The organism is Martinezella sp. CNPSo 3795 (genome assembly GCF_057784475.1).
This window is the reverse complement of sequence record NZ_JBXSOQ010000001.1, coordinates 797,136-822,602: the sequence shown is the minus strand read 5'-3', so window position 1 is coordinate 822,602 and position 25,467 is coordinate 797,136. Positions and strand designations below refer to the sequence as shown.

General features: G+C 60.1%; 23 protein-coding genes and 1 pseudogene. 11 read left to right on the top strand and 13 right to left on the bottom strand.

Annotated features, from left to right (window positions below; genetic code table 11):
* The first annotated feature begins 29 nt into the window (after positions 1-29).
* The 6 genes and pseudogenes from AC13QY_RS03820 to AC13QY_RS03795 all read left to right on the top strand — a co-directional run bounded on the left by AC13QY_RS03820 (position 30) and on the right by AC13QY_RS03795 (position 7,188).
* Positions 30-1,361 (top strand): ABC transporter substrate-binding protein, encoded by a 1,332-nt coding sequence (locus AC13QY_RS03820; protein WP_113353667.1) that lies wholly within the window; start codon positions 30-32, stop codon positions 1,359-1,361.
* Positions 1,361-2,296 (top strand): carbohydrate ABC transporter permease, encoded by a 936-nt coding sequence (locus tag AC13QY_RS03815; RefSeq protein ID WP_488492751.1) that lies wholly within the window; start codon positions 1,361-1,363, stop codon positions 2,294-2,296. Before AC13QY_RS03820 ends, AC13QY_RS03815 begins: the two co-directional genes overlap by 1 nt.
* A gap of 1 nt (position 2,297) precedes the next feature.
* Entirely contained in the window at positions 2,298-3,113 is an 816-nt protein-coding gene (locus AC13QY_RS03810) for a carbohydrate ABC transporter permease (RefSeq protein ID WP_152093366.1), read from the top strand.
* A 33-nt stretch (positions 3,114-3,146) separates the two neighbouring features.
* The gene (locus AC13QY_RS03805; protein ID WP_488492730.1) at positions 3,147-4,205 is read left to right on the top strand and encodes an ABC transporter ATP-binding protein; all 1,059 of its coding nucleotides are present in this window, start codon (positions 3,147-3,149) and stop codon (positions 4,203-4,205) included.
* Positions 4,202-5,155, top strand: coding sequence for a sugar kinase (locus AC13QY_RS03800; protein ID WP_113353664.1), 954 nt, complete (start codon positions 4,202-4,204; stop codon positions 5,153-5,155). Before AC13QY_RS03805 ends, AC13QY_RS03800 begins: the two co-directional genes overlap by 4 nt.
* A 312-nt stretch (positions 5,156-5,467) precedes the next feature.
* Positions 5,468-7,188: pseudogene (locus AC13QY_RS03795) on the top strand (ABC transporter ATP-binding protein).
* A gap of 78 nt (positions 7,189-7,266) precedes the next feature.
* Here the strand turns inward: AC13QY_RS03795 and AC13QY_RS03790 are convergent.
* Positions 7,267-8,679 carry a helix-turn-helix domain-containing protein gene (locus AC13QY_RS03790; RefSeq protein WP_113353663.1) on the bottom strand — a complete coding sequence of 471 codons (1,413 nt, stop codon included), beginning with the start codon at positions 8,677-8,679 and terminating at the stop codon, positions 7,267-7,269.
* A gap of 207 nt (positions 8,680-8,886) precedes the next feature.
* On the opposite strand from AC13QY_RS03790, the gene aceA reads away from it, so the two are divergent.
* Both aceA and AC13QY_RS03780 read left to right on the top strand, forming a co-directional pair.
* Positions 8,887-10,176, top strand: coding sequence for an isocitrate lyase (aceA, locus tag AC13QY_RS03785; protein ID WP_113353662.1), 1,290 nt, complete (start codon positions 8,887-8,889; stop codon positions 10,174-10,176).
* A 26-nt stretch (positions 10,177-10,202) separates the two neighbouring features.
* A complete protein-coding gene (locus AC13QY_RS03780; protein ID WP_069614529.1) occupies positions 10,203-10,448 on the top strand; it encodes an SMc00767 family acetate metabolism repressor in 246 nt (81 codons plus the stop codon).
* A gap of 56 nt (positions 10,449-10,504) precedes the next feature.
* On the opposite strand, the gene AC13QY_RS03775 is transcribed toward AC13QY_RS03780, so the two are convergent.
* From AC13QY_RS03775 to AC13QY_RS03760, 4 genes are all read right to left on the bottom strand, one after another.
* Positions 10,505-10,909 carry a type II toxin-antitoxin system VapC family toxin gene (locus AC13QY_RS03775; RefSeq protein ID WP_113353661.1) on the bottom strand — a complete coding sequence of 135 codons (405 nt, stop codon included), beginning with the start codon at positions 10,907-10,909 and terminating at the stop codon, positions 10,505-10,507.
* Positions 10,906-11,175: an antitoxin gene (locus AC13QY_RS03770; protein WP_113353660.1), complete on the bottom strand. Its 270-nt coding sequence runs from the start codon at positions 11,173-11,175 to the stop codon at positions 10,906-10,908. Before AC13QY_RS03770 ends, AC13QY_RS03775 begins: the two co-directional genes overlap by 4 nt.
* Positions 11,176-11,282: 107 nt before the next feature.
* A complete protein-coding gene (locus AC13QY_RS03765; protein WP_113353659.1) occupies positions 11,283-12,242 on the bottom strand; it encodes an asparaginase domain-containing protein in 960 nt (319 codons plus the stop codon).
* A complete protein-coding gene (locus tag AC13QY_RS03760; RefSeq protein ID WP_113353658.1) occupies positions 12,239-13,690 on the bottom strand; it encodes an amino acid permease in 1,452 nt (483 codons plus the stop codon). The genes AC13QY_RS03765 and AC13QY_RS03760 overlap by 4 nt, the downstream gene beginning before the upstream one ends.
* 274 nt (positions 13,691-13,964) lie before the next feature.
* Between AC13QY_RS03760 and aspA the strand changes: the two genes are divergently transcribed.
* Positions 13,965-15,392: an aspartate ammonia-lyase gene (aspA, locus tag AC13QY_RS03755; RefSeq protein ID WP_488492729.1), complete on the top strand. Its 1,428-nt coding sequence runs from the start codon at positions 13,965-13,967 to the stop codon at positions 15,390-15,392.
* Here aspA and AC13QY_RS03750 read toward each other — a convergent pair.
* Positions 15,364-16,077: a FadR/GntR family transcriptional regulator gene (locus AC13QY_RS03750; protein ID WP_488492728.1), complete on the bottom strand. Its 714-nt coding sequence runs from the start codon at positions 16,075-16,077 to the stop codon at positions 15,364-15,366. The genes aspA and AC13QY_RS03750 overlap by 29 nt on opposite strands.
* Before the next feature lie 190 nt (positions 16,078-16,267).
* Here AC13QY_RS03750 and AC13QY_RS03745 point away from each other — a divergent pair, with 190 nt between their 5' ends.
* Positions 16,268-17,449: an MFS transporter gene (locus AC13QY_RS03745; RefSeq protein ID WP_488492727.1), complete on the top strand. Its 1,182-nt coding sequence runs from the start codon at positions 16,268-16,270 to the stop codon at positions 17,447-17,449.
* 45 nt (positions 17,450-17,494) lie between these two features.
* Here AC13QY_RS03745 and AC13QY_RS03740 read toward each other — a convergent pair whose 3' ends face one another.
* From AC13QY_RS03740 to AC13QY_RS03715, 6 genes are all read right to left on the bottom strand, one after another.
* Positions 17,495-18,715: a DUF1501 domain-containing protein gene (locus AC13QY_RS03740; RefSeq protein ID WP_488492726.1), complete on the bottom strand. Its 1,221-nt coding sequence runs from the start codon at positions 18,713-18,715 to the stop codon at positions 17,495-17,497.
* 2 nt (positions 18,716-18,717) lie between these two features.
* The gene (locus AC13QY_RS03735; protein ID WP_488492750.1) at positions 18,718-20,250 is read right to left on the bottom strand and encodes a DUF1800 domain-containing protein; all 1,533 of its coding nucleotides are present in this window, start codon (positions 20,248-20,250) and stop codon (positions 18,718-18,720) included.
* Between the two features lie 75 nt (positions 20,251-20,325).
* The gene (locus AC13QY_RS03730) at positions 20,326-20,775 is read right to left on the bottom strand and encodes a periplasmic heavy metal sensor (RefSeq protein ID WP_152093356.1); all 450 of its coding nucleotides are present in this window, start codon (positions 20,773-20,775) and stop codon (positions 20,326-20,328) included.
* Entirely contained in the window at positions 20,772-21,224 is a 453-nt protein-coding gene (locus AC13QY_RS03725) for a hypothetical protein (RefSeq protein ID WP_152093355.1), read from the bottom strand. The genes AC13QY_RS03730 and AC13QY_RS03725 overlap by 4 nt, the downstream gene beginning before the upstream one ends.
* Positions 21,217-21,789 (bottom strand): RNA polymerase sigma factor, encoded by a 573-nt coding sequence (locus AC13QY_RS03720; protein WP_488492725.1) that lies wholly within the window; start codon positions 21,787-21,789, stop codon positions 21,217-21,219. The genes AC13QY_RS03725 and AC13QY_RS03720 overlap by 8 nt, the downstream gene beginning before the upstream one ends.
* Before the next feature lie 368 nt (positions 21,790-22,157).
* A complete protein-coding gene (locus AC13QY_RS03715; RefSeq protein WP_488492724.1) occupies positions 22,158-22,991 on the bottom strand; it encodes an EF-hand domain-containing protein in 834 nt (277 codons plus the stop codon).
* A gap of 451 nt (positions 22,992-23,442) precedes the next feature.
* Here AC13QY_RS03715 and AC13QY_RS03710 point away from each other — a divergent pair, with 451 nt between their 5' ends.
* The gene (locus AC13QY_RS03710) at positions 23,443-24,084 is read left to right on the top strand and encodes a TetR family transcriptional regulator (RefSeq protein ID WP_113333244.1); all 642 of its coding nucleotides are present in this window, start codon (positions 23,443-23,445) and stop codon (positions 24,082-24,084) included.
* A 235-nt stretch (positions 24,085-24,319) separates the two neighbouring features.
* On the opposite strand, the gene AC13QY_RS03705 is transcribed toward AC13QY_RS03710, so the two are convergent.
* A complete protein-coding gene (locus tag AC13QY_RS03705) occupies positions 24,320-25,411 on the bottom strand; it encodes a porin (RefSeq protein ID WP_113390404.1) in 1,092 nt (363 codons plus the stop codon).
* Between the last annotated feature and the right edge of the window lie 56 nt (positions 25,412-25,467).

Below are 25,467 nucleotides of genomic sequence, written 5' to 3'. Positions count from 1 at the left end.
GATTTTCGGCCAAAAGGAGGAGGAACGCAATGTCATCGTCACTTTTCAATCCGACACGTCGCGGCTTCATGGCCGGCACGGCTGCACTCGGCGCGGCAAGCCTTCTCGGTGTCCGCACCGCTTCGGCAGCCGTCGACTGGAAGCGCTTTGCCGGCACGACGCTCGAAGTCAATCTGGTCAAGAGCCCGCGCAGCGAAACGATCCTCAAATACTTAAGCGAGTTCGAAGCCCTGACCGGCATCAAGGTCAATGCCGAGGCGACACCCGAGCAGCAGCAGCGCCAGAAAACCACCATCGAGCTCAGCTCCGGCAAGCCGAGCTTCGACGTCGTGCACCTGAGTTACCACGTCCAGAAGCGCCAGTTCGAAAAGGGCGGCTGGCTCGCCGATATCAGCGGCTTCATGAAGGACCCGTCGCTCACCGATCCCTCGCTGACGGAAAGCGATTTCGCCGAGGCCGGGCTGAAGTTCGCCAAGGATTCCGCAGGCGTCATGCGCTCCCTGCCCTTCTCGGTGGACTACTGGATCGTCTACTGGAACAAGGCCCTGTTTGAGAAGAAGGGCCTGGCCTATCCCGAAACCTTCGAAGATATGGCGAAAGCCGCCGAGGCGCTGACGGACAAATCGACCAACACTTACGGCTTCGTCGCCCGCGGCCTGAAGAATGCCAACGCGCCGGTCTGGACGACCTTCATGCTCGGCTACGGTACGACGCCGCTTTCGGCCGACGGCAAGCTGCAGACGGAATCGCAGGGCGCCGTCGACGCCGCCAAGCTTTATCAACGCCTGATGACGAAATCGGCACCTCCGGGTGTTTCCGGCTTCAACTGGGCGGAAGCGCAATCAGCCTTCCTGCAAGGCAAGATCGGCATGTGGGTCGATGGCGTCGGCTTTGCGCCGCCCATCGAAAATCCGGAAAAATCCCGCGTCGTCGGCCAGGTCGGCTACGGCGTCATGCCGAAAGGGCCGAACGCACAGGCAGCTGCGACGACCGGCGACGGCATCGGCGTGACTGCTGCCAGTCAGAAGAAGGAAGCCGCCTATCTCTTCTGCCAATGGGCGATCTCGCACGACATGGGCGCGCGTCTTCTGCAGGCCGGTGCAGGCGTTCCCTTCCGTCAATCCATTCTGGAGGATCAGAAGGTTCGCGAAGGTGTGAAAATGCCGGGTGCCTGGCTCGATGCCGTCGCTGGCTCCGCCAAGGTCTCCCAGCTGGCGCTACCCGTCATCATCCCGGTCACCGAGTTCCGCGACATCTATGGTGTCGCGCTGACAAACATGATCGGCGGCGCAGATCCGGCAGCCGAACTGAAGACGGCAACCGCCCAGTTCGAGCCTGTTCTGGCACGAAGCGAGGGATGATGGCTTCCGTGAGCATCGAAGATACCGCCGCGAAGGCAACCAAAGGAAGGAGCAAGCCGCAACGGCTTGCTACCAACTACTGGCCCTTTGTCATTCCTGCATTGATCGTCATTGCCGCTGTCATCGTCTTCCCCTGGGTCTTCACCCTCTGGATGAGCGTGAACAAGTGGACGCTCGGTCAATCGCAGAGTTTCGTCGGCTGGGACAACTATGTCCGGCTGGCGACCGATGTACGATTTTGGGAATCCCTTTGGCACACGGTTCTCTATACCGTGCTCTCCGTCGTCGGCCCCTTGATCTTCGGAACGCTGGCGGCGCTGATCTTCGATGCAAACTTTCCTCTGCGCGGATTCCTGCGCGGCATCTTCGTCATGCCGATGATGGCAACTCCCGTCGCGGTGGCGCTCGTTTGGACCATGATGTTTCACCCGCAGCTTGGCGTGCTCAATTACCTGCTCTCGCTTGTGGGTATCGGACCGCAGGAGTGGATCTACAATCAAGCGAGCGTCATCCCCTCGCTTGTCCTCGTCGAGGTATGGCAATGGACGCCGCTGGTCATGCTGATCGTGCTCGGCGGTCTCGCCTCCGTGCCGCGCGAACCCTATGAAAGTGCCGAAATCGATGGCGCCAATGCCTGGCAGAAGTTCCGCTATCTGACGCTGCCAATGATTTCGCCCTTCCTGATGATCGCCATTATCATCCGCGGCATCGATGCGATCAAGAGCTTCGACATCATCTACGCGATGACGCAGGGCGGCCCGGGAACGGCGTCCGAGACCATCAACATCTATCTCTACAACACCGCCTTTTCCTATTACGACATCGGTTATGGTTCGGCCATGGCAGTGGTGTTCTTCATCCTCATCGTCGCGCTTTCCTTCATCCTCCTGATGATGCGGCAGCGGACGAAATGGACCGACGCGGAGGGACATTGAGATGAAGCGTTCGACACTCAACCGTATCGGCCTATTCTTCGTGGCCCTGGTCATCGTCTCGCCCGTTATTCTGTTTTTCCTCTGGATGATCTCGCTATCGCTGAAATACGAGATCGACAACGGCGCCTATCCGCCGATCCTTATTCCCGATCGTTTCGCCTGGACGAACTACGTCAATGTCTTCCAGGAAAACAACTTCTTTCTCTATTTCTGGAACTCCATTCTCGTGACGGGGGCAGCGACCCTACTCGCACTCATCATCGGCGTGCCGGCCGGTTATGGCATTGCACGGCTGAAGGCTGAGAAATCCGCCATCGTCATCATGATCGCCCGCATGACGCCCGGCCTATCCTTCCTCATCCCGTTGTTCCTGCTGTTCCAATGGCTCAATCTGCTCGGAACGCTCTGGCCGCAGATCATCATCCATCTCGTCGTCACCGTGCCGATCGTCGTCTGGATCATGATCGGCTATTTCGAAACGACCCCGATGGAACTGGAGGAGGCGGCAAGCATCGACGGCGCGACACCGTGGCAGGTCTTCCGGCTCGTCGCTCTGCCCATCGCCCGGCCCGGCATCGTCGTCGCCTTCATTTTGTCGGTGATCTTCTCGTGGAACAATTTCGTCTTCGGCATTGTGCTTGCGAGCCGCGAGACCCGCACGCTGCCGGTGGCCGTCTATAACATGCTCTCCTTCGAGCAGGTGAGCTGGGGGCCGCTTGCAGCGGCTGCTCTGATCGTGACGCTGCCGGTGCTCGTGCTGACGATGTTCGCACAACGACAGATCATCGCCGGTCTAACAGCCGGCGCCGTCAAGTGACGCAGCCTTCATCTTTTGGATAGGATCACATTTATGGCACCCGTCAATATACAGAGCATCCAGAAGCGCTACGGCCAGGTAAAGGTCATTCACGATATCAGCGTCGATATCGCCGACGGCGAATTCGTCGTCCTCGTCGGCCCTTCGGGCTGCGGCAAGTCCACGCTGCTGCGCATGATCGCCGGGCTTGAAGAGGTGAGCGGCGGCGAGATCCATATCGGCCGGCGCGAAGTCAGCCATCTGCCGGCGCGCGACCGCGACATCGCGATGGTCTTCCAGAACTACGCGCTCTATCCGCATATGACGGTCGCCGAAAACATGGGCTTTGCGCTAAAGCTGAAAAAGGCAGAGGCTTCGGAAATCGCCGCTAAAGTGCAGAAGGCGGCCGCCGTCCTTGGCCTGGAAAATCTGCTGGACCGCCTGCCTCGTCAGCTTTCCGGCGGCCAGCGCCAGCGCGTCGCCATGGGCCGCGCACTGGTCCGCGATCCTCAAGTTTTCCTGTTCGACGAACCGCTCTCCAATCTCGATGCAAAGCTGCGCGTCCAGATGCGCGGCGAGATCAAATCCATGCATCAGCGCATCGGCACGACGACGATCTACGTGACGCATGACCAGGTCGAGGCGATGACCATGGCGGACAAAATCGTCGTGCTGCACGGTGGCCTCATCGAGCAGATCGGCGCGCCGCTCGATCTCTACGATCGACCGGCCAACCTCTTCGTCGCCGGTTTCATCGGCTCGCCCTCAATGAACTTCATCGACGGCAGGGTTGAGGAGGGCGTCTTCCGCAGCGACAAAGGTCTGATCCTGCCCTTGCCGGAAGGCTTTCCGATCGCGCAGCATGGTGGGCACCCACTCGTCTACGGTGTCCGGCCCGAGCATATCCGAGCTGTGGCAAGCGGCCTGTCGGCCAAGGTCGGCATCGTCGAAGGCACAGGTTCCGAGATCTACGCCAAACTCGACTGCGGCGGAGAAGACATCTCCTGTCTGTTCCGCGAGCGGCTCAACATCCGCTTCGGCGACAAGATCGAAATCGGCATCGACCCGGCCAGCATCCATCTTTTCGACAAGGCGAGCGGAAAGCGGCTTTGAGCGCTCTGTCCATCTTCGATCCACCGGCCGGTAGGGCCAGGCACGTCCTTTGTGTCGGCGCTGCCGTTCTCGATACGCTTTTTCGCGTCCGCACCCTTCCGCAGGGTCAGGGAAAGGTTCTGCCTTACGACATGCTGCAGATCGCGGAAGGCATGGCCTCCAGCGCAGCCTATGCCATTATCCGGCTCGGCGGCAAGGCAAGCCTGTGGGGTGCCGTTGGCCGCGACGATACCGGCGAGCGCATTATCCGCGATCTGGACGCCGCCGGCATCGACGTCGGAGGCATGTCGCGCATAGAGGGCGCACGCTCTGCCGTCTCGACCATCCTGGTGGACGATGACGGCGAAAGACTGATCGTTCCCTTCTACGATCCGGAACTGCACCACACCGTCAAGGCATTCTCGGCCGACGAGATCGCCGCCTTCGATGCCGTACTCGTCGACGTCCGCTGGCCGGCGTTGGCGCTGCAAGTTCTCAAGACCGCAAGAGCCATGGGCAGGCCAGCCATTCTAGACGGCGACGTGGCTCCTGACGGCGTCATCGAGGAGCTGGCGCCGGAAGCGACCCACATCATCTTTTCGGAGCCAGCCGCACAGCGTATCGCGGGAACAAGCGATGTGCCCGAGAGGGCGCGGCGTCTGAAACAACGGTTCGACCATGCCTTCATCTGCGTAACGGCGGGTGCAGCGGGCAGTCACTGGTTCAATGATGATACCGGCAAGGTCGAGCATTGCCCGACCATATCCATCAAGACCGTCGATACGCTTGCCGCCGGAGACATCTTCCACGGCGCCTTCGCTCTTGCGATTGCCGAGGGCATGGCGGCGGAAGATGCCATCCGCTTCTCCTCTATCGCCGCGGCGATCAAATGCGAATTCTTCGGAGGGCGTACCGGTGCGCCGAGGCGTGTCGATGTGATCAAACGTTCCGGGCTGCTTCATAGGCTCTGACGGCATGAGGATGCCGTCGAAACCTGTCGCGAATTCATGACCCGCTGGAGGCATTTACCTCCAGCCGTTGTTCGTCCTAAGCGAGCGTTTTCTACATCGGTACGGCAGGCCATCTGCAACGGTCGTCACCCCTCCTTTATGGGGGTGACATGCCTGCATGCGTCGGCTATACCAAACGCGCGACCGAAACAGGAGGATCGCCAGATGAGAAATTTCGGCACCAATTAACGCTGAACGGCGATGCCGAATTCGGGCTGCCGCTCAGTCCGTTCTTGTCTCCCATATCCTCTTCAGTGCCCATGGAGGGCATTCATGCTTCGTCGTTTCGTTTCATATTACGCGCGTTACAAGACGCTGTTTTTCCTGGATTTCGGCTGCGCCGTGCTCGCCGGCCTGCTGGAACTCGGCTTCCCTCTGGCAGTCAAGCTTTTCGTTGATGAACTGCTTCCAAGCCGCGACTGGAGCCTGATCTTTACGACGGCGGTGCTGCTCCTCGTCGTCTACGCGGTGGCGACCGGCCTTTCGGCGATCGTCAACTATTGGGGCCATGCGCTTGGTATCTCGATCGAATCCGACATGCGCCGCCAGGCCTTCGATCATATCCAGAAGCTTTCCTTCCGTTATTTCGACAACAACCGCACCGGCCATCTGATTACCCACGTCACCAAGGATCTCGAGGAAGTGGGCGAGATCGCCCACCATGGCCCCGAGGACCTGTTCATCGCGATCATGACCTTCGTCGGGGCCTTCCTGCTGATGTTCAGCGTCCATTGGAAGCTGGCGCTGCTGACGACGATCATCGTGCCGTTCATGACCTGGCTCGTCAGCCGCTACGGCTCGAAAATGACGCTGAATTCGCGCAGCCTGTTCGGCAAGGTCGGCAACTTCAACACGCGCATGCAGGAAACAGTCGGCGGCATCCGTGTGGTCAAGGCTTTTGCCAATGAACGATACGAAAGCCAGCTGTTTGCCAGCGACAACGAGGATTACAAGGCGACCAAGCTCGACGGCTATGCCTATATGACGGCAAGCATCGCACTCAGCTATTTCAGCACGCGCCTCGTCCAGCTGATCGTGATGATGGCGGGTACCTGGTTCGTCATATCGGGGGAGCTGAGCTATGGCGGCTTCATCAGCTTCCTGCTGCTCATCAACGTCTTCTTCCGGCCGATCGACAAGATCACATCGGTCATCGAGACCTATCCCAAGGGTATTGCCGGCTTCAAACGCTTCCTATCATTGATCGACACGGAACCGGATCTTGCCGATCGGCCGAATGCTGTCGCGATCGATCACCTGAAAGGCGATATCGCCTACCAGGGCGTTACCTTCGGCTATTCCGATCAGGCGACGATCTTCAAGGATCTGAACCTGACTATCGCATCGGGCGAGACGGTGGCCTTCGTCGGCGCCTCCGGCACCGGCAAGACAACGATCTGCTCGTTGCTGCCGCGCTTCTACGATGTGACGGCTGGCAGCATTACCATCGACGGCACCGACATTCGCGATATGACGCAGACCTCGCTACGCAGCCAGATCGGCATCGTGCAGCAGGACGTCTTCCTGTTCGGTTCGACCATCCGCGAGAACATCGCCTATGGAAGCTCGGCGCGACGGACGACGATATCATGAAGGCGCTGCGGCGCGCCTCGCTTGACGAATTCGTCCGCTCCCTGCCCGCCGGCCTCGATACGCCGACAGGCGAGCGCGGCGTCAAGCTTTCGGGCGGACAGAAACAGCGCCTTGCGATCGCCCGCATCTTCTTGAAAGACCCGCCGATCCTCATCCTTGACGAGGCCACCTCGGCGCTCGATACGGCCACCGAATACGCCATCCAGCAGGCACTGCTCGAGCTTGCAAAGGGACGCACGACACTGGTCGTCGCTCATCGACTGTCGACCATCCGCAATGCCGACCGCATCATCGTTATGGGCGACAAGGGCATTGTCGAAGAGGGATCGCATGACGAGCTGCTCGCCGGGCGCGGCGCTTATGCGCGGCTATATGATGCACAGTTCGGGCTTTATGCCTGATTTTGGCTGAAACATCAAAAAAAACAGGAGCCGGGCTCGGCGGCCCGGCCTTCTTCTAACCAGCGATAATCAATGCCGTTACTGAAAATCGAACACACTCAGACCAGCCGCCATTTCATCGAGGCCAAGCGGGCGCGTGACCGGCGGTTCGGCTCTCGCCAGACAGCCCTGCCGTTCGCATAGGCGGCAGGCAGGACCGATCATGACCTGATTGCTACCCAGCGCCTTCCCGTAGACCACCTCGTCGCAATGGGAGATATCGCAGCCGATCAGAAGTGCGGTGCGGCGCACCCTTTCGCCGAAATCGGCCCGCGGCCCCTCGATCGTTCTCGAGATTGTCAGAAAGCCGCCCCCGTCAGGCATTTGGGCAGCGTCCACCAATATCTGGCCGGGCTGGGTGAAAGCGGCATGGATATTGAGCTTCGGACAGGCGCCACCGAAACGCGCCTGCGGAAAACCTTGGGCGCCTGCCTTGCGCAGGCGATGGCCGGCATTATCGATCTCCATCAGGAAAAACGGAATGCCGGATGCGCCGGGGCGCTGCAGGCTGGTCAGCCGCGTGGCGGCCTGCTCGTAAGAAACGCCGAAACGGCCACTCAGACGATCGATATCATAATGCAGTCGCTGTGCTGCCGAGAGATAGGCGCCATACGGCATCAGAAGCGCATGAGAAGCGTAGCGCGCCAGCTCGAAACGGGCGATGCGATTGGCCTCAGGCGTCGAAAGCGCGAGAGCATCGAGTTCGGCGGCGATCTCTTGACGCAGGGCCAAAAGGGAGACTTCAGTCGCAATCTCCCGGATCTGATCGAAGGGCGAAAGACGCTCCGACAGGAAAAGCCGCATCGAATGCCGGTCGTAGCGACGACGCAAACCAGGCATGGCGCGCACTGGCAACAGGCGCACCGCGATGCCATGCTCGGCCTTTAGCCATGCCTTCAATGCGCCCGCCAGGTCGTCGCCGGGCGACAGGCGCTCATGGAAGGTTTCCGCAGCATCTTCGATGCGGGCAAAGAAATTCGGACGCGACTGAAGGCGATCGTGAACCTCGTCGAGCGGCAGTCGCGGTCCGGCGACCTCGGCAACCCGGCCCTCGCGGCCCAGAAGCTCGGCGAGATCGGACAACCTTGCCGCCTGCTCGCGATAGGCGCGATAAAGCCGGATCATGCCGTTTGCCGCATTCGGCGCGGCCTCGGCGAGCTCGATCAGCTCCTGATCCCCAGGGATCTCGCCTGACAGCAGTGGATCGGCAAAAACTTCACGCAATTGCCCTGCACTGCCGGCCTCTCCGCCCTGCAGCTCGTCGAGGTCGACCTTATAGACCGCCGACAGCTTCAACAGCAGCTGCACGGTCAGCGGCCGTTGGTTGCGCTCGATGAGGTTGAGATAGGATGGCGAGATATCGAGCGCCTGCGCCATCGTCGTCTGTGTCAGACCGAGGCCCATGCGAATGCGCCGAACCTTCGGACCTGCAAAGATCTTGCGCTCAACCATGTGTCATACCTTTTACAAAGCTCTCATCAGCAAGATTTTTACAAGATTTACAATTTTACCGAAGACTAATGTCAACAGTAACACATCATAACCCTTTTATCTAACGGCATTTTCCAGTTTTCCTCGCCCTTACAGCATCGATATTGTAAAAATAGTCGTGCAACGGAGATCGATCGAAGGATCAAGAGGAAGTACCGGGAGAATAGCATGACAGATTTTTACAAACTGGTTCCCAGCGCACCCACTGGGCGTTTCGATGGCATCGAGCGCCCCTACAAGGCCGCGGATGTGGAGCGGCTGCGCGGATCGGTCAGCATCCGTCATTCACTGGCCGAGATGGGTGCGAACCGCCTCTGGCAGCTCATCCACGAGGAGGATTTCGTCAATGCGCTCGGCGCGCTCTCGGGCAATCAGGCCATGCAGATGGTCCGCGCCGGCCTGAAGGCGATCTATCTCTCGGGATGGCAGGTTGCCGCCGACGCCAACACGGCTTCGGCCATGTACCCCGACCAATCGCTCTATCCTGCCAATGCGGGTCCGGAATTGGCCAAGCGCATCAACCGCACCCTGCAAAGGGCCGACCAGATCGAGACCGCGGAAGGCAAAGGGCTTTCCGTCGACACGTGGTTTGCGCCGATCGTTGCCGATGCCGAAGCGGGCTTCGGTGGCCCCCTCAATGCCTTCGAGATCATGAAGGCCTATATCGAGGCGGGGGCTGCGGGCGTCCACTTCGAGGATCAGCTGGCATCGGAGAAGAAATGCGGCCATCTCGGCGGCAAGGTCCTCATCCCGACGGCGGCCCATATTCGCAATCTCAACGCAGCACGGCTTGCCGCCGACGTCATGGGCGTGCCGACCCTCGTGGTTGCGCGTACCGACGCCGAGGCCGCCAAGCTTCTGACCTCGGACATCGATGAGCGCGATCAGCCCTTCGTCGACTACGACGCCGGCCGCACGGTCGAAGGCTTCTATCAGGTCAGGAACGGCATCGAACCCTGCATCGCCCGTGCTGTCGCCTATGCGCCGCATTGCGATCTCATCTGGTGCGAGACGTCGAAGCCGGATCTGGAGCAGGCGCGTAAATTTGCCGAGGGCGTGCATCGGATCCATCCCGGCAAGCTGCTCGCTTACAATTGCTCGCCGTCCTTCAACTGGAAGAAGAACCTGGATGACGCGACGATCGCCAAGTTCCAGCGCGAACTAGGCGCCATGGGCTACAAGTTCCAGTTCATCACGCTTGCCGGCTTCCACCAGCTGAATTTCGGCATGTTCGAGCTCGCCCGCGGCTACAAGGCTCGCCAGATGGCCGCCTATTCGGAGCTACAGCAGGCGGAATTTGCAGCCGAGGCCAATGGCTATACCGCCACCAAGCATCAACGCGAAGTCGGCACCGGCTATTTCGATGCGGTTTCGCTGGCAATCACCGGCGGCCAGTCGTCCACCACCGCCATGCACGGATCGACGGAGCATGCCCAGTTCAAACCGGCAGCAGAGTGATATCAGGATCTTAGGAGGAGAATGACATGGCATCGATAGCACGCGTTCGCGAGAGAGCAGAGGAGCAATCTCTCACCATGAATGCCGATCAGCAGGCGGTCATCCGCATGCTGGCCAATGAACTGCATCGCCTCAACCAGGCGGTCATGAATGCGGTCGAAGCCGGCGTTTCCGTCGAGCTCGTCCGCTCGGCCCGCCACCATGGCGGTAACGGCAATTGGGGCGACCTCTTGATCCCCGTCGTCGTCGCCAAGGCTGCGCATCAGGCTTGACGAAGATAGATACAACGATGTTCGGGCCGCGCCGTCATTAACGGCCGGCCCGACGCTCAATCCAGCCAGTTTTCGACACGGAGATCGCGGACGCGCTTAAACTCGCCGATATTAGCTGTTACCAGGACCGCCTCCAGCGCACGAGCATGGGCAGCAATCAGCAGGTCGTTTGGGCCGATGGATTTGCCAGCAACTTCCAGCTCGGCCCTAATGGCTCCGTATTCGGCATCGGCAGGGACATCGAGCGCGAGCACCGGTATGCTTCCCAGGATGGCCTCGATCTGTGCCAGCAATTTCGGCGATCCCTTTTTAGCGCAGCCATAGCGCAACTCTGCGGCTGTAACGATGCTGACACAAATTGCATTCGGCCCGACATCTGCGATGCGCTTGGCAACGGTACCCTGCGGGTTTCGCGCAAGTTCGGATACGATATTGGTATCCAGCATGTAGAGCTTATTCAAAGCTCGATTTCCTTCGCTGGCAACAGAGTATCATCTATATCGGGAAACTGATCCTCTGGTCCGAGAGGCTCCAAACTTGCCAAAACGTCAAGCAAGCTCTTGCGGCGCACCGGCTCGATAATAAGCCGATCTCCTTCCCGGTGAATCATCACTCGATCGCCAGGAAGCTCGAAGTCAGCCGGGATGCGTACGGCCTGACTCTTGTTGTTACGAAACAGCTTGGCTTCTCGTGGCGGACTAGGTTCGTTATCTCGGAGATGGCGCATGCTAACCTCCCTCCTTGCATATCCATATGTATATGCAACGTAACGGATCTGATTTCAAGCCCGCTGAATCCAACGACACAAGATTACTTTTCCGCGAAAGCCCTTGCTTAGGACTTCACGTCTGCGAAATCAGAGAATGCCTGCTTGACGACGTCCGCAGTGGCTCCAGAGGCAACCAGGGCTGCCAGCAAAACTCTCGCCTGCCCCGGTCGCAGTGTGGAGGAGTGGATTGCACCGGCCGCCGCAAGATCATGGCCGCCACCGCCACCGCCATAGCTTGAAACGAGCAAGCCTTCCGGTACGCGGCTGGAAACCACGACGGGTACGCTGACATCGGCACAGCGCCTGACAGCCTCGACCAGACGCGGATTGGCATTGCCGGAACCGAGAGCCGCCAGAACGATGCCATGGGCGTCTGCCCTCAGGCTTGCATCCACATGCACCGAGTCACAGCCAGGATAGATTGCGACGACATCAATCCGCACATTATCGAGCGGCGCCGCAAGCCGCGGACTTGGCGGATTTTCGAGCGGCCGCGATTGACGGAACGCATCAGCACTATCCGAAGAATGCTTATAAAGCCCCCAAGCCGGCAACAACCGACCACCGAAACAGACGAGCACGCCACGCCTCGCGTTTGCAGAATCGACGGCTGCGGCAACAGCAGCAGCAAGGTTGGCCGGCCCGTCGGCCTTGGGATGGTCTGCGGTAAATTGCGCACCGGTAAACACAACGGGCTTATTCAGGCCGTGCTGAAGATGGACGAGCAGCGCCGTCTCTTCCATCGCGTCCGTGCCATGCAAAATGACGATACCGTTGATGGCATCATCTGCAAGCAATTCGCCGACCTTGTCGCTGATCCCCTGCATGTCGGCGAGCGTCAGGCTCGCCGAATCCTTTGCCATCAGCTCGACGGGCCTGAGATCGACAGGCATGTCCGGGAGCAGTGCCAACAGGCTCTCTCCCGTCAGCGACGGTATGCTGGCGCCGCTATCGGTGCGCTCGCTCGCAATGGTGCCGCCGGTGGCAATGACTGCCACCAGCGGATTGACTTGCCCAGCCGTCACGATTGGCCCCGCTCGGCTGCCAGCCGATAGATGCGGTCACGCAACAGATACCAGCCGATGACGAGAGCCGGCGCGATCAGGATCAGCGAGGCGATCGTCCACGTGCCGACCGGATAGTCGAGCGCCATCAGCACCAACACCGCAAAGAGAAAGACGAGCGTCAGGATACCGGTATAAGGGGCGCCGAACATGCGGAAATCCGGACGAGCCATCTCGCCACGCTTAGAGAGCTTCCAGAGCTTCAACTGGCATAGCACAATCACGCCCCAGGCCGAGATGATGCCGAGTGCCGAGATATTGAGGGCAATCTCGAAAGCGGCCGACGGAACGACGGCGTTCAGCGCCACGCCGATGACGGTCACGACGGCCGTCACCGCAATGCCGCCATAGGGGACGCCTGCCTTGTTCATCTTGGCCAGCGCGGCCGGTGCCGAGCCCGAAACCGCCATCGAATGCAGGATGCGGCCGGTGGAGTAGAGGCCGGCATTGAGTGAGGACAGCACGGCCGTCAGCACGACGAGGTTCATGATGATATCAGCACCTTGAATACCGATCGTCCCGAAGAAGGTGACGAACGGGCTCTCGCCTGCCTTGTAGGCCGTATAGGGCAGAAGCAGCGACAGAAGCAGGACCGAGCCGACATAGAAGACCAACAGACGGGCAACCACCGTGCGGATCGCGCCTGGCATGACCTTGCGCGGATCTTCGGTTTCACCGGCGGTCGTGCCGATCAGCTCGATCGATGCATAGGCGAAGACGACGCCCTGTATGATGACGAAGGCCGGCAAAATGCCGTTGGGGAAGAAGCCGCCACTGTCGCTGATGATGCTGAAGCCTGCCGAATGACCGGCAATCGGCGTGCCGGAAACGACGAAATAGATGCCGATGACGAGGAAGCTGACCAGCGCCAGAACCTTCACCAGACTGAACCAGAATTCGAGCTCGCCGAAGACCTTCACCGACAGAAGGTTCATGGCCAGCACGACCATCAGCGCGATCAGCGCGAAGACCCATTGATCGATGCCCGCGAGCCAGGGCACGTAATGCTTGAAGAAGTTCATGTAGAGGGCGACGGCCGTCACATCGGCAACGGAGGTCATGGCCCAGTTCAGCCAGTACATCCAGCCGACGGCAAAGGCCATCTTCTCGCCGTAGAATTCGCGGGCGTAAGAGACGAAGGAGCCGGAGCTCGGGCGGTGCATAATGAGTTCGCCGAGCGCGCGCAGCACCAGAAAGGCAAAGAAGCCGCAGAGCGCGTAGACGAAGATGAGCGCTGGCCCGGCTGTGGCAAGGCGTCCGCCCGCACCGAGGAAGAGACCGGTGCCGATTGCGCCACCGATCGCGATCATCTGGATCTGCCGTGGCTTCAACGCCTTGTGGTAGCCAAGATCCTCATTGACCGGCGGCCGGCGATCCGCCGGAATATTCTGAATAGGTTCGACTGACATTGCTCCTCCCTCGAGCCGTTTGTCCATGGGCGGATCCGGGGTGCTGATTTCGCACCCGACCGGATGCCGCTGCCTTAATCTGGCCGCCGATCAAGTCTAGTGATCGCCGGTCATGCTGCAATGCTGTATGACAGATTTTCTCTTAGACATAGAAAAGTCCGCAGGTCAAGCCGGGCAGCACTTATTGACGCGGCAGGAGCGAACGGATAACAGATTTCAAAATCTGTCATACAGCTTGACAGATATAGCTTGATTTCGACCATAGGAGGATAATGTGGTCAAGACGCGAAGCGAGTATGACCTGCTGGGCGAAAAGGATATTCCGGCTGAGGTTTATTGGGGGGTACATACGGCAAGAGCCGTCGAGAATTTCCAGGTCACGGGAACGCCGATCAGCCGCTATGCACATCTCATTCGAGGCCTGGCCTTCGTCAAGGAAGCAGCGGCTCTTGCCAATCACGAACTTGGCTTGCTCAGCAAGGAAAGGCTCGACGCCATCGTGCGCGCCTGCCGCGAAATCCGCGCCGCCGAGCTTCACGACCAGTTCGTCGTCGATGTGATTCAAGGCGGCGCCGGCACCTCCACCAATATGAACGCCAATGAGGTCATCGCCAACCGCGCGCTCGAACTGCTCGGCCATGCCAAGGGCGACTATGCTCACCTTCATCCGAACGACCACGTCAATCTCAGCCAATCCACCAACGACGCCTATCCGACAGCCGTCAATGTCGCGCTGATCGAAGCGATCGACAATCTGGCGGCGGCAATGGAGACGCTGCAGGAGGCCTTCGAACGCAAGGCCAAGGAATTCGACGGCATTCTGAAGATCGGCCGCACGCAGCTACAGGATGCCGTGCCGATGACGCTCGGCCAGGAATTCAGGACCTTTGCCGTCATGCTCGGGGAAGATCGATCCCGCCTGATCGAATCGGCGGCCCTCCTGCATGAGGTCAATCTCGGCGCCACCGCCATCGGCACCGGCCTCAATGCACCTGTCGGCTATGCTGCCCTTGCCTGTTCCCACCTCGCCCGGCTGACGGGCCGCCCGCTGGTCACCGCAAGCGACCTCATCGAAGCAACGCAGGACCCTGGCGCCTTCGTCCATCTTTCGGGCGTTTTGAAGCGTGTCGCGGTCAAGCTATCCAAGACCTGCAACGACCTGCGCTTGCTCTCTTCCGGGCCTCGCGCCGGCATTGGCGAGATTACGCTGCCGGCCATGCAGGCGGGTTCGAGCATCATGCCCGGCAAGGTCAATCCAGTGATCCCGGAAATGGTCAACCAGGTGGCGTTTTCCGTCATCGGCAACGACATTACCGTGACCATGGCGGCGGAAGCGGGCCAACTGCAGCTCAATGCCTTCGAGCCGATCATCGTGCGCTCGCTATCGGAGAGCATCATGCATCTGACCGCCGCCTGCCATATCCTAGCCGAACGCTGTGTCGATGGCATCACGGCCAATCCGGCTCTGATGGCACAACGCCTGCAGGAATCGATCGGCCTTGCGACAGCGCTCAATCCACTAATCGGCTACCAGGCGGCGACCAAAGTTGCTCGCGAGGCGCTGGCAACAGGACGCACAGTGCCGGAAATCGTGCTGGATCATGGATATCTGACCGCGGAAGAGCTTTTCGAGGCGCTACGGCCGGAACGGCTCGCCAACCTGCCGATTGCTCTCAATGAGGCTGTTGCCCCTCGCCAATGATCGTGGTCACCACGCGCTTGACCTGACCGAGATGGGCCTCCATCGCCGCGATGGCGTCCTCCTCCGACGCCGCCGCAATCGCCTCGACGATGCGGCGGTGCTCGACATTCGAGGCCACGCGGCGCTGCGCCATCATGTTGACCAGCTCCGATTGGCGCATCAGTGCGTCGCGGGCGTCGGAAACGATCTTGGCAAAGACGGCATTTCCAGAGGATTCGGCAATCATGGAATGGAATTCCGAGTCCAGAGTTACCCACTTCAAGGGGTCTTCTTCTCGATCCATCTCATCACAAAGTTCAAGCAGGCGCGCCAGCTGCTGTTCCGTGCGCCGTAGCGCCGCCCAACCTGCCGCCGGGACTTCGATAAACGGACGCGCCTCGATCAGGTCGCGGGCGGAATAACCGCCATAGCGGAGTTCCGGACCGGGAGTGGAGGTCAGAACGTAGGTGCCGCTGCCGGTGCGCGTCTGGGTGAGGCCGAGCGTCTGAAGCGAGCGGAGCGCTTCGCGGATGATCGGACGACTGACACCATAACGCGTCGCAAGTTGCGACTCGGCGGGCAGCCTTGTCCCGACCGCCAACCGTCCCGATGTTATTGCCGAACGAATATCCTCAAACACTGCCTCGGCAGCGTTTTTCCGACTGATCGGACTTGTATAAGATAACCAATCAGCCACCTCACTCATAACAGTCAAACTTCACAAACATTCTTCGCTTGTCAAGCGATCGCGCCCCGAATTGGTGCATGTCTCTCCGGCTGAAAGCCCGCCGAAAGGACTGGGGTTATGTGGAGAATGTCACCGACGATAACTCGTGCTTGATGTATCCTCCATGTCGATATAAAGAAATCCTTATTCCTTTATATCGGAGCTGGACGTGCCCTTACCCCTCTTCGCCTTGTTTCTGGCTGCGTTTGCTTTCGGCACGACCGAGTTTGTCATCGCCGGCATCCTTCCGGACGTGGCACTGGGCCTGGACGTCTCGATCCCCTTTGCCGGCTATCTGGTTTCCGGCTATGCGCTGGGGATTGCACTCGGCGGGCCGCTCCTGACCATGGCGACACGACAGATTTCGCGCCGAACCATTCTGATCGCTCTGACGATCGCCTTTTGCCTGGGTCAGATCGCCTGCGCGCTTGCACCTGACTTCGCCGCCATGCTCTTCTTCCGTGTTGCGACTGCCGTCGCCCACGGCGCCTATTTCGGCATCGCCATGGTGGTTGCGGTCGGCCTCGTGCCGCAAGCGTTTCGAGGGCGTGCAGTCTCCGTGATCCTCGCAGGCCTGACGGTCTCCAATATTGTCGGCGTTCCTCTGGGCGCGGCAATCGGTGGGCTTTGGGGATGGCGGATGACGTTTTGGGCGATGACCTTGGTCGGTGTCCTCGCATTGGTCGCGATATGGGTCTTGATTCCGCAAACGAAAGCAGAATCTCAGCAATCCGGCCATTTGAGCGGCGAAGTGCGCGTTCTCGGCCGTCAGCAGGTCTGGACGTCCCTTATCATGATGCTCGCATTGATGATCGGCCAGATGGTGCCGTTCACCTACATAACGCCGCTCCTGAGCGAAGTAACGGGCCTCGATGTCATGCTCATTCCCTGGGTTCTCCTGCTCAATGGCGTTGGAGCGACATTGGGTGTTGTGATCGGCGGCAGGCTGTCGGACTGGAAGCTGATGCCCTCGCTTATCGCGATGCTCGCCATCCAGTCCGCGATACTCGTCATTCTCTACCTGGTCAGCCCCTACCCCATACCGATGAGCGTGGCGATCTTCGTTTGGGGCGCGCTCAATTTTGCAATCGGCACCCCTATCCAGGCTCGCATCCTGATATGGACCGCCGATGCGCCGGGCCTTGCCTCCTCGCTCATTCCGTCAGGGTTCAATATCGGCATTGCGATCGCAGCCAGTGTCGGTGCGGCGCTGCTCGAGAGCGGCTATGGCTATCGCAGCTTGCCGGTGCTTGGCGCGATCACGCTTGCCCTGGCCTGCGTGGTTGCCATCCTCTCCGCAGCGCGCGAAAGGCGCAGCGGCGCCGTTCCTCCCAATGCGGCTCTCACGTAATTCTATTGGAAGACGGCGGCCCTTAACCCAGGCCGCCAGCGCAAATCAGGCAATCAGCCCTTTCATGGGCAGGACATGATCGGAGCCCGGAAAGACATCGCGCGTCAACAGGGTCGGTGACGCCCCAAGCAGATCGACCGCGATCCCCTTGACCACAGCACGCAGATCCGTCGTTGCGGCAAGGTCACGGCCGTCGCGCAGTTGCGCCTGTTTAAGACCGGGCCAGTCGGCGATCACGCGGCCGCCCTTGATCGCGCCGCCGGCGAGAAAGGCCGCCGTTCCGGTGCCGTGGTCGGTGCCCTGGGTGCCATTCACCTGCGCGGTGCGGCCGAATTCGGTCGCAACAAGAATGGCGGTATCTTTCCAGGCCGGACCAAGCTCCTGCTGGAAGGCGGCAAACGAATTATCGAGCCCGACGAGCAGCTTGTTCAGCCGATCGACCTCTCCGGCATGAGTATCCCATCCTTCGAAGGCAAGCGCTGCGACGCGCGGGCCATCGTCTTGAGCCAGCAGGCGCGCGGCCCCTCTCGCCATCTGTTCCATGCCGGTGGGATCGCCGGGACCTCCCTTCGCCTTGACATCAAGGCCGGCGGCGATCTTGCCGGTCGAAATGCCCTCAGCGAGGATTTTCGCAAAGAGCGGGTCGGTGTGATTGTAGAGATCCATCAGCCGCGGCGGCAGGTCGTCGCTGACGGGCTGCAGGTTGGACGGTGACCAGCCCAGCACCGGCGCCTTGCCGCGAATGACGAGTGGCGCATTGGCGCCGACCGAGAGACCTCGGATTTCCGAAGTTCCCGGCGAAACCTTGTCACCCTTCGGCAGCCCCTCCAGCATCCGGTTCAGCCATCCGGATTCGACACGGCCGGGCATTTCGTAACCGGACTCCAGCACGTCCTGACCATCGAAATGCGACCGGTCGCGATATGGCGTCGCATTGGCATGCACGACGGCCGCCTGCCCCGCGCGATAGAGCCGATTGAAATTCGGCATCGACGGATGCAGCGCAAAGAAGCTGTCGAGCGGGAGAGCCGCCTCAGGGCCGCTCGTCGTCATGGCGATCGACTGCCGCAGGGCCTGATAATCGGGGTCACCAACGGGTGGGACAGCCGTCAGACCGTCAAGCGCACCGCGCAGGATGATGGTGATGAAGCGCGGGTCCCGTCCGCCGGCAGCATGGGCAAAGCGCGGGATGAAGGCCCAGGCAAACAAGGCGCCGGAGGCGCCAAGCACGGCACGACGGGTGGGGGTCATGAGTTCGCAGGTCATGGTCAGCGCCTTTGAAATTCGGGGGAAAGATAAGCGATCATCAGGCCCTGCTTGCGGGTTTCCGCGCGCGATACCGCCTGCAGCGTTTCATTCGAAAGAAGCGGCCCCAGGCTGTCGGACACGAAACTGCGAGGATCGACCTGAGGCGGCACCGCATTGGCGATCATATTGGCGACATCCATGCGCATGCTGAGGCTCTCGCTGGAGGCCCAGACATCGACGGTATCGGCAAAACCGTTGGGGCCGGCCGGCGCCCAGAAGGGCTGCCCCATCGCGGTCAAGGCGCCGAGGATGACATTCGGCTTCGGCGTCTCGCCGCTTGCCCGCAAGAGCGCGGTCATGAATTCGATTGGCGAGCGAACTTTCGACAGGGTCGGGTTCCATGCATCCTCGGAGCCGACGAGCGCCCGATAGACGGCGGAAAGATCGCCATCCGTCTTGCTGAAGGTCGCCGCAACGGTTTGCACAAGTCCTGGTGGCGGCGTATCGGCGACGAAATGCCGGACAAGCTTGGTGGCGATATGCTGCGCTGTTGCCGGATGGCGGGCGAGATCGCGCAGCGCTTCCCGCCCCTGCCCCACGCCATTATCGGCATAGGTGAGACCGAGCAGCGTCTGATCGCCGGGCTCGTGGGCACCGGCATTGAAGACGAAGGTGCCGGGTGTCCCGAGCTTGCCCTCGGCGCGCGCCACCGTCCAGCCTGTGATGATCTTGGCGAGCGTCGTCACGTCGGTCTGCGTGTAGCCGCCGTTGACACCAAGCGTGTGGAGCTCCAGCGTTTCCCGGGCAAGGTTTTCATTGAGACCACGTTTCTTGTTGGCATTGGCCTTGGAATTCGGCCCGATCGATTGCTGGTTGTCGAGATAACCGAGCATAGCCGGATGGGTCTCGACAGCGACCAGCATGTCGGCGAAGCGCCCGAAGACATGCGGCCGGATCGCCTCGCGCTCGAAGGCGCCGGCAATCATATGCACCTCCTCGCTCTTCGACACGGCGACAGCGAAATGGTTTGCCCAGAACATGGCAAGCCGCTCGCCAAAGCCGATCAATGGCTGCCGGATCGTGCCGTTGAAGCGGGCATCCACTTCGGCCAGCAGGACCTGCTGCGGAAGGTAGGGCATTGCGGGCTTTTCCAACTTCTCGACTGCCTTGCCGATGACAGCCGCCATGGCCTGGTTACTCGGCTGGACCTGATTATTCGGCTGCCCTGCCGTGGCGCCGGAAGGCTGTAGCTGCGGCTTCTGCGGCGGCTGCGGGCCTTGCATCTGCTTGTCCTGCGGCACGGCGGCGACAGCGGCTGCGGCCTGCTGTCTGGCCTCCTTGCGCTGTTCCTGGAATGCGTAGAGAGAAACTAGAAGATCGGCCGTCGATTGCAGCTGCGGCCCGACCGGAACCGGGACGAAGCGCTCGGTGATTTCTTCCAGCAACGCGCCGCGCGGATCCGATGCGATCGAAGCGGTGCCGTTGTGGTCCGCCCCTAACCCAAAACGGGAAAGAGCGAGCGCGGCATAAACATCATTGGACTGCTGGGCCATGGCCTTGCCAACTCCTGCATCAAACATGCTCCTTTAACGCAGGCCTGGTTTCGATCCGTCGCTCGGCAAGTGTGATCATTTTGTGGCAGCGGCTTTAGGCATGCTGCGGCGGACCAGGCTTTCCGCCAGCGCCCGACGCTCGTCGTAGGAAAGCCCTGCCGCAAAATCGACGGCACGCTGCTCCAGCTTCGCCCTCAAGGCGATATCGGCATCGCGCGCCCTCGCCAGCGCGGCCGAGAGCGCCTCTTTATCCAACGTCGGCTGCCCAAGAATGGAGGCGGCGTCGACCTTGGCCTGTTGTGCCTCGAGAATGATCTGACGTTCGTCCTTGCGGGCTTCGTTGAGCGCAGCGCGCAGAGCCTTCTTCTTCGCCGAAGGCAATTGCTCGCCGGCGAGCGGCATCATTCCGGCCCGCGCCTGCGTCTTGCGGATCCATGTCAGCCCGCCACCGGCCAACGCTCCGACCAGGAACGTATTCAGCACCAAAAGAAAAATGACCACTATTCGAAAGCTGCGTTCCGTCATTGGCTGTCCTGCTGTGCTGCACCCGCGTCCGGCCCTATATCGCCGAACATGGTCGCGGTTCCGTCGGAGACGACTGAGGTATCGGACGTCAAGCTCGGGGCCAAGACGGCGATGGCGATGCTGCCGGCAAGCGCGCCGGCTATGCCGACCCCCACGAGGCCGATGCCGGCCGAGCCGAAGCGGAACCAGTTTCTTATCGTCAGGCGGCGAACGAGCTTTGCGAGAATTCGCTCTTCAAGGCCGGCATGGCGAGGCTTGACGACGTAGGTATCGAGCAACGCATCCAGATCGGCCGCGCGCGCAAGCGTTTCGGCGGCGGTGGAGCTCTTGGCAAAATCCCGAGCGGCCGCCCGCTCAGCCTGCGGCCATCGGCCGATATCGCCGCCATAGGCCGCGGTCAGCGCTTCAAAGCGATCGGCATTCATCGGACCCGCGATATTCTCAACCATCGCCCTCATCCTTCAACAAAAGCGCCTGCAAGGAGCGCCGTCCACGCGCAAGCAGGCTTTCCAGTGCGTCGACGCTGACGTCCATGATCTCAGCTGCCTCGGCATTCGACAGCGCCTGATAGTAGACCAGAATGATCGCTTCGCGCTGCCTGGGCGCGATCATCTGCATGGCCCGTTCCACGCGCCTGGACGGATCGTCCTCGCTCATCAAGCCCGCATCCGGCGTCGGCCCTTCATACTCGACATCGGGTGGATGCTCGGCAAGAACGTCCTTGCGACGCCGCAGGCGATCATAACAAAGGTTGGTCGCTACGCGGTGCACCCAGGTGCTGAAGCGGGCATTGCCCTGGCGCCAGCCGCCGGCATTGCGCCAGACGCGCAGGAATGTTTCCTGCGCCACATCCTCGGCCTCGGTCGCATCGCCAAGCATGCGGGTTGCCACGGCAACGATGCGCGGCAACTGCCGTGCTATCATCATGCGCATCGCCGGAACATCGCCCGCAGCGATGCGACCGAGCAGGTCCTCATCAGGGTCGCCACTCTTGGGCGCGCGATCCCACTTCATCGACAATCGCTACCGCTCCAGTTTCCTGCGATACCGCCATGACACCGGGGCCTCGGGACTCTCGGCCGGCAAATCCCGCCTCGCCGTCAACTTCGGCAAGCGGCGCCACTTAGATCGCAGCATCTCGGTCAGCGTATCATCCTTCGACATCAAACACAGGCTCACAAGGATTGAACGCCGCACTTGCCGAATTCCGTCGCTTTCATGTCGAAGGTTTTCGAATTTTCTTTTCGAGCCCAAAAGGCATCTATCGGGTAAAATATCAGGCAAAAACAAAGAGCCGGCTCGCCCGGAGGCGGGAGTTTCAACCTTCCCTGCCCGGGGCTTGCCGGCACTTCGCATGATGAAATGCGAAAGTTCAGGCTCGATCAGAGCGTCAATAAGTCGCTCGTCGTCAGATCCTGTTCATTGTTCGCGTAGAAGCTTCCGAAATCCGGCATCTGCGGTTGCTGCGCCTTCATGGCCTGCTCGAACTGGCTCTGCGTCAAGGATCCGGCGCCCGACGTGTCGAGGCTCTTGAACAGCGATGTTGCCTGGTCCTCGCTTACATCGGAAGGACGGGCGGCCACGAATTCGGATTCGCTGACGCTGCCGTCGCCGTCCGTATCCATGGAGGAAAATGCAGTGGAGAGATCGTCCTCGCTCATCTGCCCGTCGCCCGGTGCGGGACGGCCGTGATGGCCTGCCTGCATGGCTTTTGCGAGCTGCGCCTCGGTGAGAGAACCTGTATTCTCGGTGTCGAAGCTCTGGAACAATTGTTGCGCCTGGGTTTCGCTGACCTCCGACGGGCGTGCGGCCACGAATTCCGCTTCGCTGATATTGCCGTCGCCATTGGTGTCCATAGCGCTGATCATGTCGCTTTGGCTGCCATCCTGGCTACCGGTTGCGGAAGTCTGCTGAGTACTTGACGTCGAACTGGTGGAGTTGCTGTCGGAGTCCGATGTCGAATTATCGCTGCCGATGCCGGCCTGCAGATTGAGAATCATGTTCATCAGCTGCGCGACGAGCTGTTCTGCCGAAGCGATCTGAGACTGATCGTCCGAAGACGAAGAGGAATTCGTGCCGGAAGAACTGCCCGACGAATTACCGGAGGAGCTGTCGGACAGCAGGGAGGCGATAGAATCGTCAGCCGTCGACGCTGTCGAGCGCGAGGTCTGGTATTGATAATAATTGCTCGATGAGATCGAGTAGATGCTCGTCATTGGGGCCTCCAGATACGAGCGTTGAGAGGAACTCGGATGGCTTATGCATACGCGACTTGAACACAATCGATATGTGCGGATGGACTTGCGAACGCCGCCGATCAAACGCATCTAGCGCCCCAACTTGACCGATGCATCTTTTCCAGAGCAGGCGTACCCGGGATCACCCCAGCAATATGTATGTCGCCATCATGGCTATATCGGCATCTGCACATTTCGATTTTCACTTCCCAACGCGGGGAAATTGCACAAGGAAACTTGCGCGTGGCTTATAGACGCTTGACGAAAACATCCTGTTGCGATTTCCTTCCTCGATTTTTAGGGAATATATAAATTCCGCCACTCTGTTGCGCATTGCTGGTATATGGGCTCCAGCACTGAGCGGCATTGATGGATAAAGAATATCAAGAAGAGGGGCACAGCTTGAACATCGGTTTCTGTGGAGAGGTGAATGAGGCGAACTAAGGAGGAGGCGGCGGAAACGAGGAGCGAGATTTTGCAGTCTGCAAAGGCTTTGTTCCTCGACAAAGGCTACGAGAATGTCAGCCTAGAAGAGATAGCCGCAGCCGCTGGTGTCACGCGGGGGGCAGTACACTGGCATTTCAAGAACAAGCAGGGGTTGATGTTCGCGATTCGCGACGAGGCCCAGCAGCCGTTTCAGGAATTGGCGGAGCGAATGTCCAAGGAGCTGCCGCCCAATCCACTCGACCTCATTGCCGATACGATAGCTGCGATATTCGACGACGTTCACGGTGATCCGCGCAAGCGCAGCATGTTGAAGGTGATGATGCATCTTGACATGGCATTTTGCGACGGGACGACAAGCCGGGCGAGCTCGTTCCGGCACGACATGCATGAAAATTTCGAACGCATTTTCACCTTGATGGATGAAAAGACGAAGCTTCCGGCTCCGTGGACGCCGGATACGGCTGCTTCCGCTCTGACAGCGGTCATCGGCGGCCTGATCACCGAATGGACGCTCGACCGGGGCAGTTTCGAACTGGTCCCGTGTGGACAGATGTTCATAAGGATGGTGCTAAAGACCTGGTTCCCGCTGGCACAGACGCAGGAACTGGCAATTACCGCGATGTGACGATATCGGAAAAAGCAGACAGCGGTTTTCCCTTCTGAAGTGAAGAGAACCAACGATAACGGCCTTAAGCTTCTGCTGGGCGCTGAATCGATTGCCAAAAGCTGGAAATAAAAAAGGATCCGGAGGGAAAGCCAGATCCTTTGCTTTGATCGGAGGTCAACCGATCGATGGAAGAAGCCTGACGGATTGGAACGTCAGGCTTCTCATACCCGGCGCTAAGCCGGGTAATTCAATATTAGAAGCTACGCTCGAAGCGCAGGATACCAGCCCACTGATCCTGGTTCACGGAATCGAAGTTGGTGTAGGAGACTTCCGGCTCGATGAGCAGGTTCTTGACCGGGTTCCACTTGACGTTCGTGGTAGCGGCAAAGATCTTGGAGTCGGTGTAGGCGAGCTGGAGGTTCCACTTCAGCTTTTCGTTGATCGGAACGCCAACGCCGCCCCAGACAGCCCAGTCACCCCAGCCGCACTTCGATTCATCGTTAACAGGGCAAGCCGAACGATCGAGGTTGGTGCCGGCGTACTTGTTCAGCTTGTCGCCGTCCGTGTTCCAGCCGCCCATCAAGAAGGCCGAGAAGGTACCGAAGTCAGCGTCGACGCGAGCCTTGATGGCGCCTTCTTCGACGATGGAGTCATAACCGCCGACGACCTTGAAGCCCCATGCGCCGGACTTGAAGCCAGCACCGGCAACGACGTCAGGAGCGTAGTGGTTGCCCTTGTCGTCAGACCACCAGCTTGAGCCGTAGGAGGCGCCGGAGCCGCTGGAATTCGAGTCTTCAACCGAGACGACAGCCGTGAAGCCGTTGCCGGCATCGTAGGTGTAGGTCAACTGGTTGAGTTCGTACGGACCGTCATAGATCACGTCGTCGTTGATGACGTCGCCGGCGTAGCCGATGTAGTAGTTATACTGCGAATCGGCCTTACCGACCAGGAAACCGCCGAGGCTGATGTTGGCGAACAGCAGCTTGGTGGAGGTCGAGTTGCCGTCGTTCCAGTCCCAACGGATGACCGTGTTGGTCTTCAGCGGGCCGTACTCGGTGTCGGTCGCGGTATCGACGCTCAGCTCGGCGCGGGTATGCCAGAGCGTACCGTTCTTGCTGTTCGGGTTGTAGGCATCGTACCATTCGCCTTCGGTACGGACGCGGCCGCCGATCTTGAGGCAGGTTTCCGTGCCCGGAATGAAGAAGTAGCCAGCACCGTATGCGTCGCAGATGCGAACGTATTCCAGCGGCTCCGGCTCGGCGGCGACGATCGCGTCTGCTGCGTGGGCACCGGATACTGCCGCCAGAGCGGCAGCGGAGCCGAGAAGAAGGCTCTTGATGTTCATTTTAAACTCCTGGTTGTATTATGCATTTCTATTTTACCGCGAGCGCAAAACTGGAA

Bases quoted from the DNA above. Each gene is read 5' to 3' on its own strand.
- AC13QY_RS03820 (WP_113353667.1), top strand. From the start codon at position 30: ATGTCATCGTCACTTTTCAATCCGACACGTCGCGGCTTCATGGCCGGC.
- AC13QY_RS03815 (WP_488492751.1), top strand. From the start codon at position 1,361: ATGGCTTCCGTGAGCATCGAAGATACCGCCGCGAAGGCAACCAAAGGA.
- AC13QY_RS03810 (WP_152093366.1), top strand. From the start codon at position 2,298: ATGAAGCGTTCGACACTCAACCGTATCGGCCTATTCTTCGTGGCCCTG.
- AC13QY_RS03805 (WP_488492730.1), top strand. From the start codon at position 3,147: ATGGCACCCGTCAATATACAGAGCATCCAGAAGCGCTACGGCCAGGTA.
- AC13QY_RS03790 (WP_113353663.1), bottom strand. From the start codon at position 8,679: ATGGTTGAGCGCAAGATCTTTGCAGGTCCGAAGGTTCGGCGCATTCGC.
- aceA (WP_113353662.1), top strand. From the start codon at position 8,887: ATGACAGATTTTTACAAACTGGTTCCCAGCGCACCCACTGGGCGTTTC.
- AC13QY_RS03780 (WP_069614529.1), top strand. From the start codon at position 10,203: ATGGCATCGATAGCACGCGTTCGCGAGAGAGCAGAGGAGCAATCTCTC.
- AC13QY_RS03770 (WP_113353660.1), bottom strand. From the start codon at position 11,175: ATGCGCCATCTCCGAGATAACGAACCTAGTCCGCCACGAGAAGCCAAG.
- AC13QY_RS03760 (WP_113353658.1), bottom strand. From the start codon at position 13,690: ATGTCAGTCGAACCTATTCAGAATATTCCGGCGGATCGCCGGCCGCCG.
- AC13QY_RS03750 (WP_488492728.1), bottom strand. From the start codon at position 16,077: ATGAGTGAGGTGGCTGATTGGTTATCTTATACAAGTCCGATCAGTCGG.
- AC13QY_RS03740 (WP_488492726.1), bottom strand. From the start codon at position 18,715: ATGACCTGCGAACTCATGACCCCCACCCGTCGTGCCGTGCTTGGCGCC.
- AC13QY_RS03735 (WP_488492750.1), bottom strand. From the start codon at position 20,250: ATGGCCCAGCAGTCCAATGATGTTTATGCCGCGCTCGCTCTTTCCCGT.
- AC13QY_RS03730 (WP_152093356.1), bottom strand. From the start codon at position 20,775: ATGACGGAACGCAGCTTTCGAATAGTGGTCATTTTTCTTTTGGTGCTG.
- AC13QY_RS03725 (WP_152093355.1), bottom strand. From the start codon at position 21,224: ATGGTTGAGAATATCGCGGGTCCGATGAATGCCGATCGCTTTGAAGCG.
- AC13QY_RS03720 (WP_488492725.1), bottom strand. From the start codon at position 21,789: ATGAAGTGGGATCGCGCGCCCAAGAGTGGCGACCCTGATGAGGACCTG.
- AC13QY_RS03715 (WP_488492724.1), bottom strand. From the start codon at position 22,991: ATGACGAGCATCTACTCGATCTCATCGAGCAATTATTATCAATACCAG.
- AC13QY_RS03710 (WP_113333244.1), top strand. From the start codon at position 23,443: ATGAGGCGAACTAAGGAGGAGGCGGCGGAAACGAGGAGCGAGATTTTG.
- AC13QY_RS03705 (WP_113390404.1), bottom strand. From the start codon at position 25,411: ATGAACATCAAGAGCCTTCTTCTCGGCTCCGCTGCCGCTCTGGCGGCA.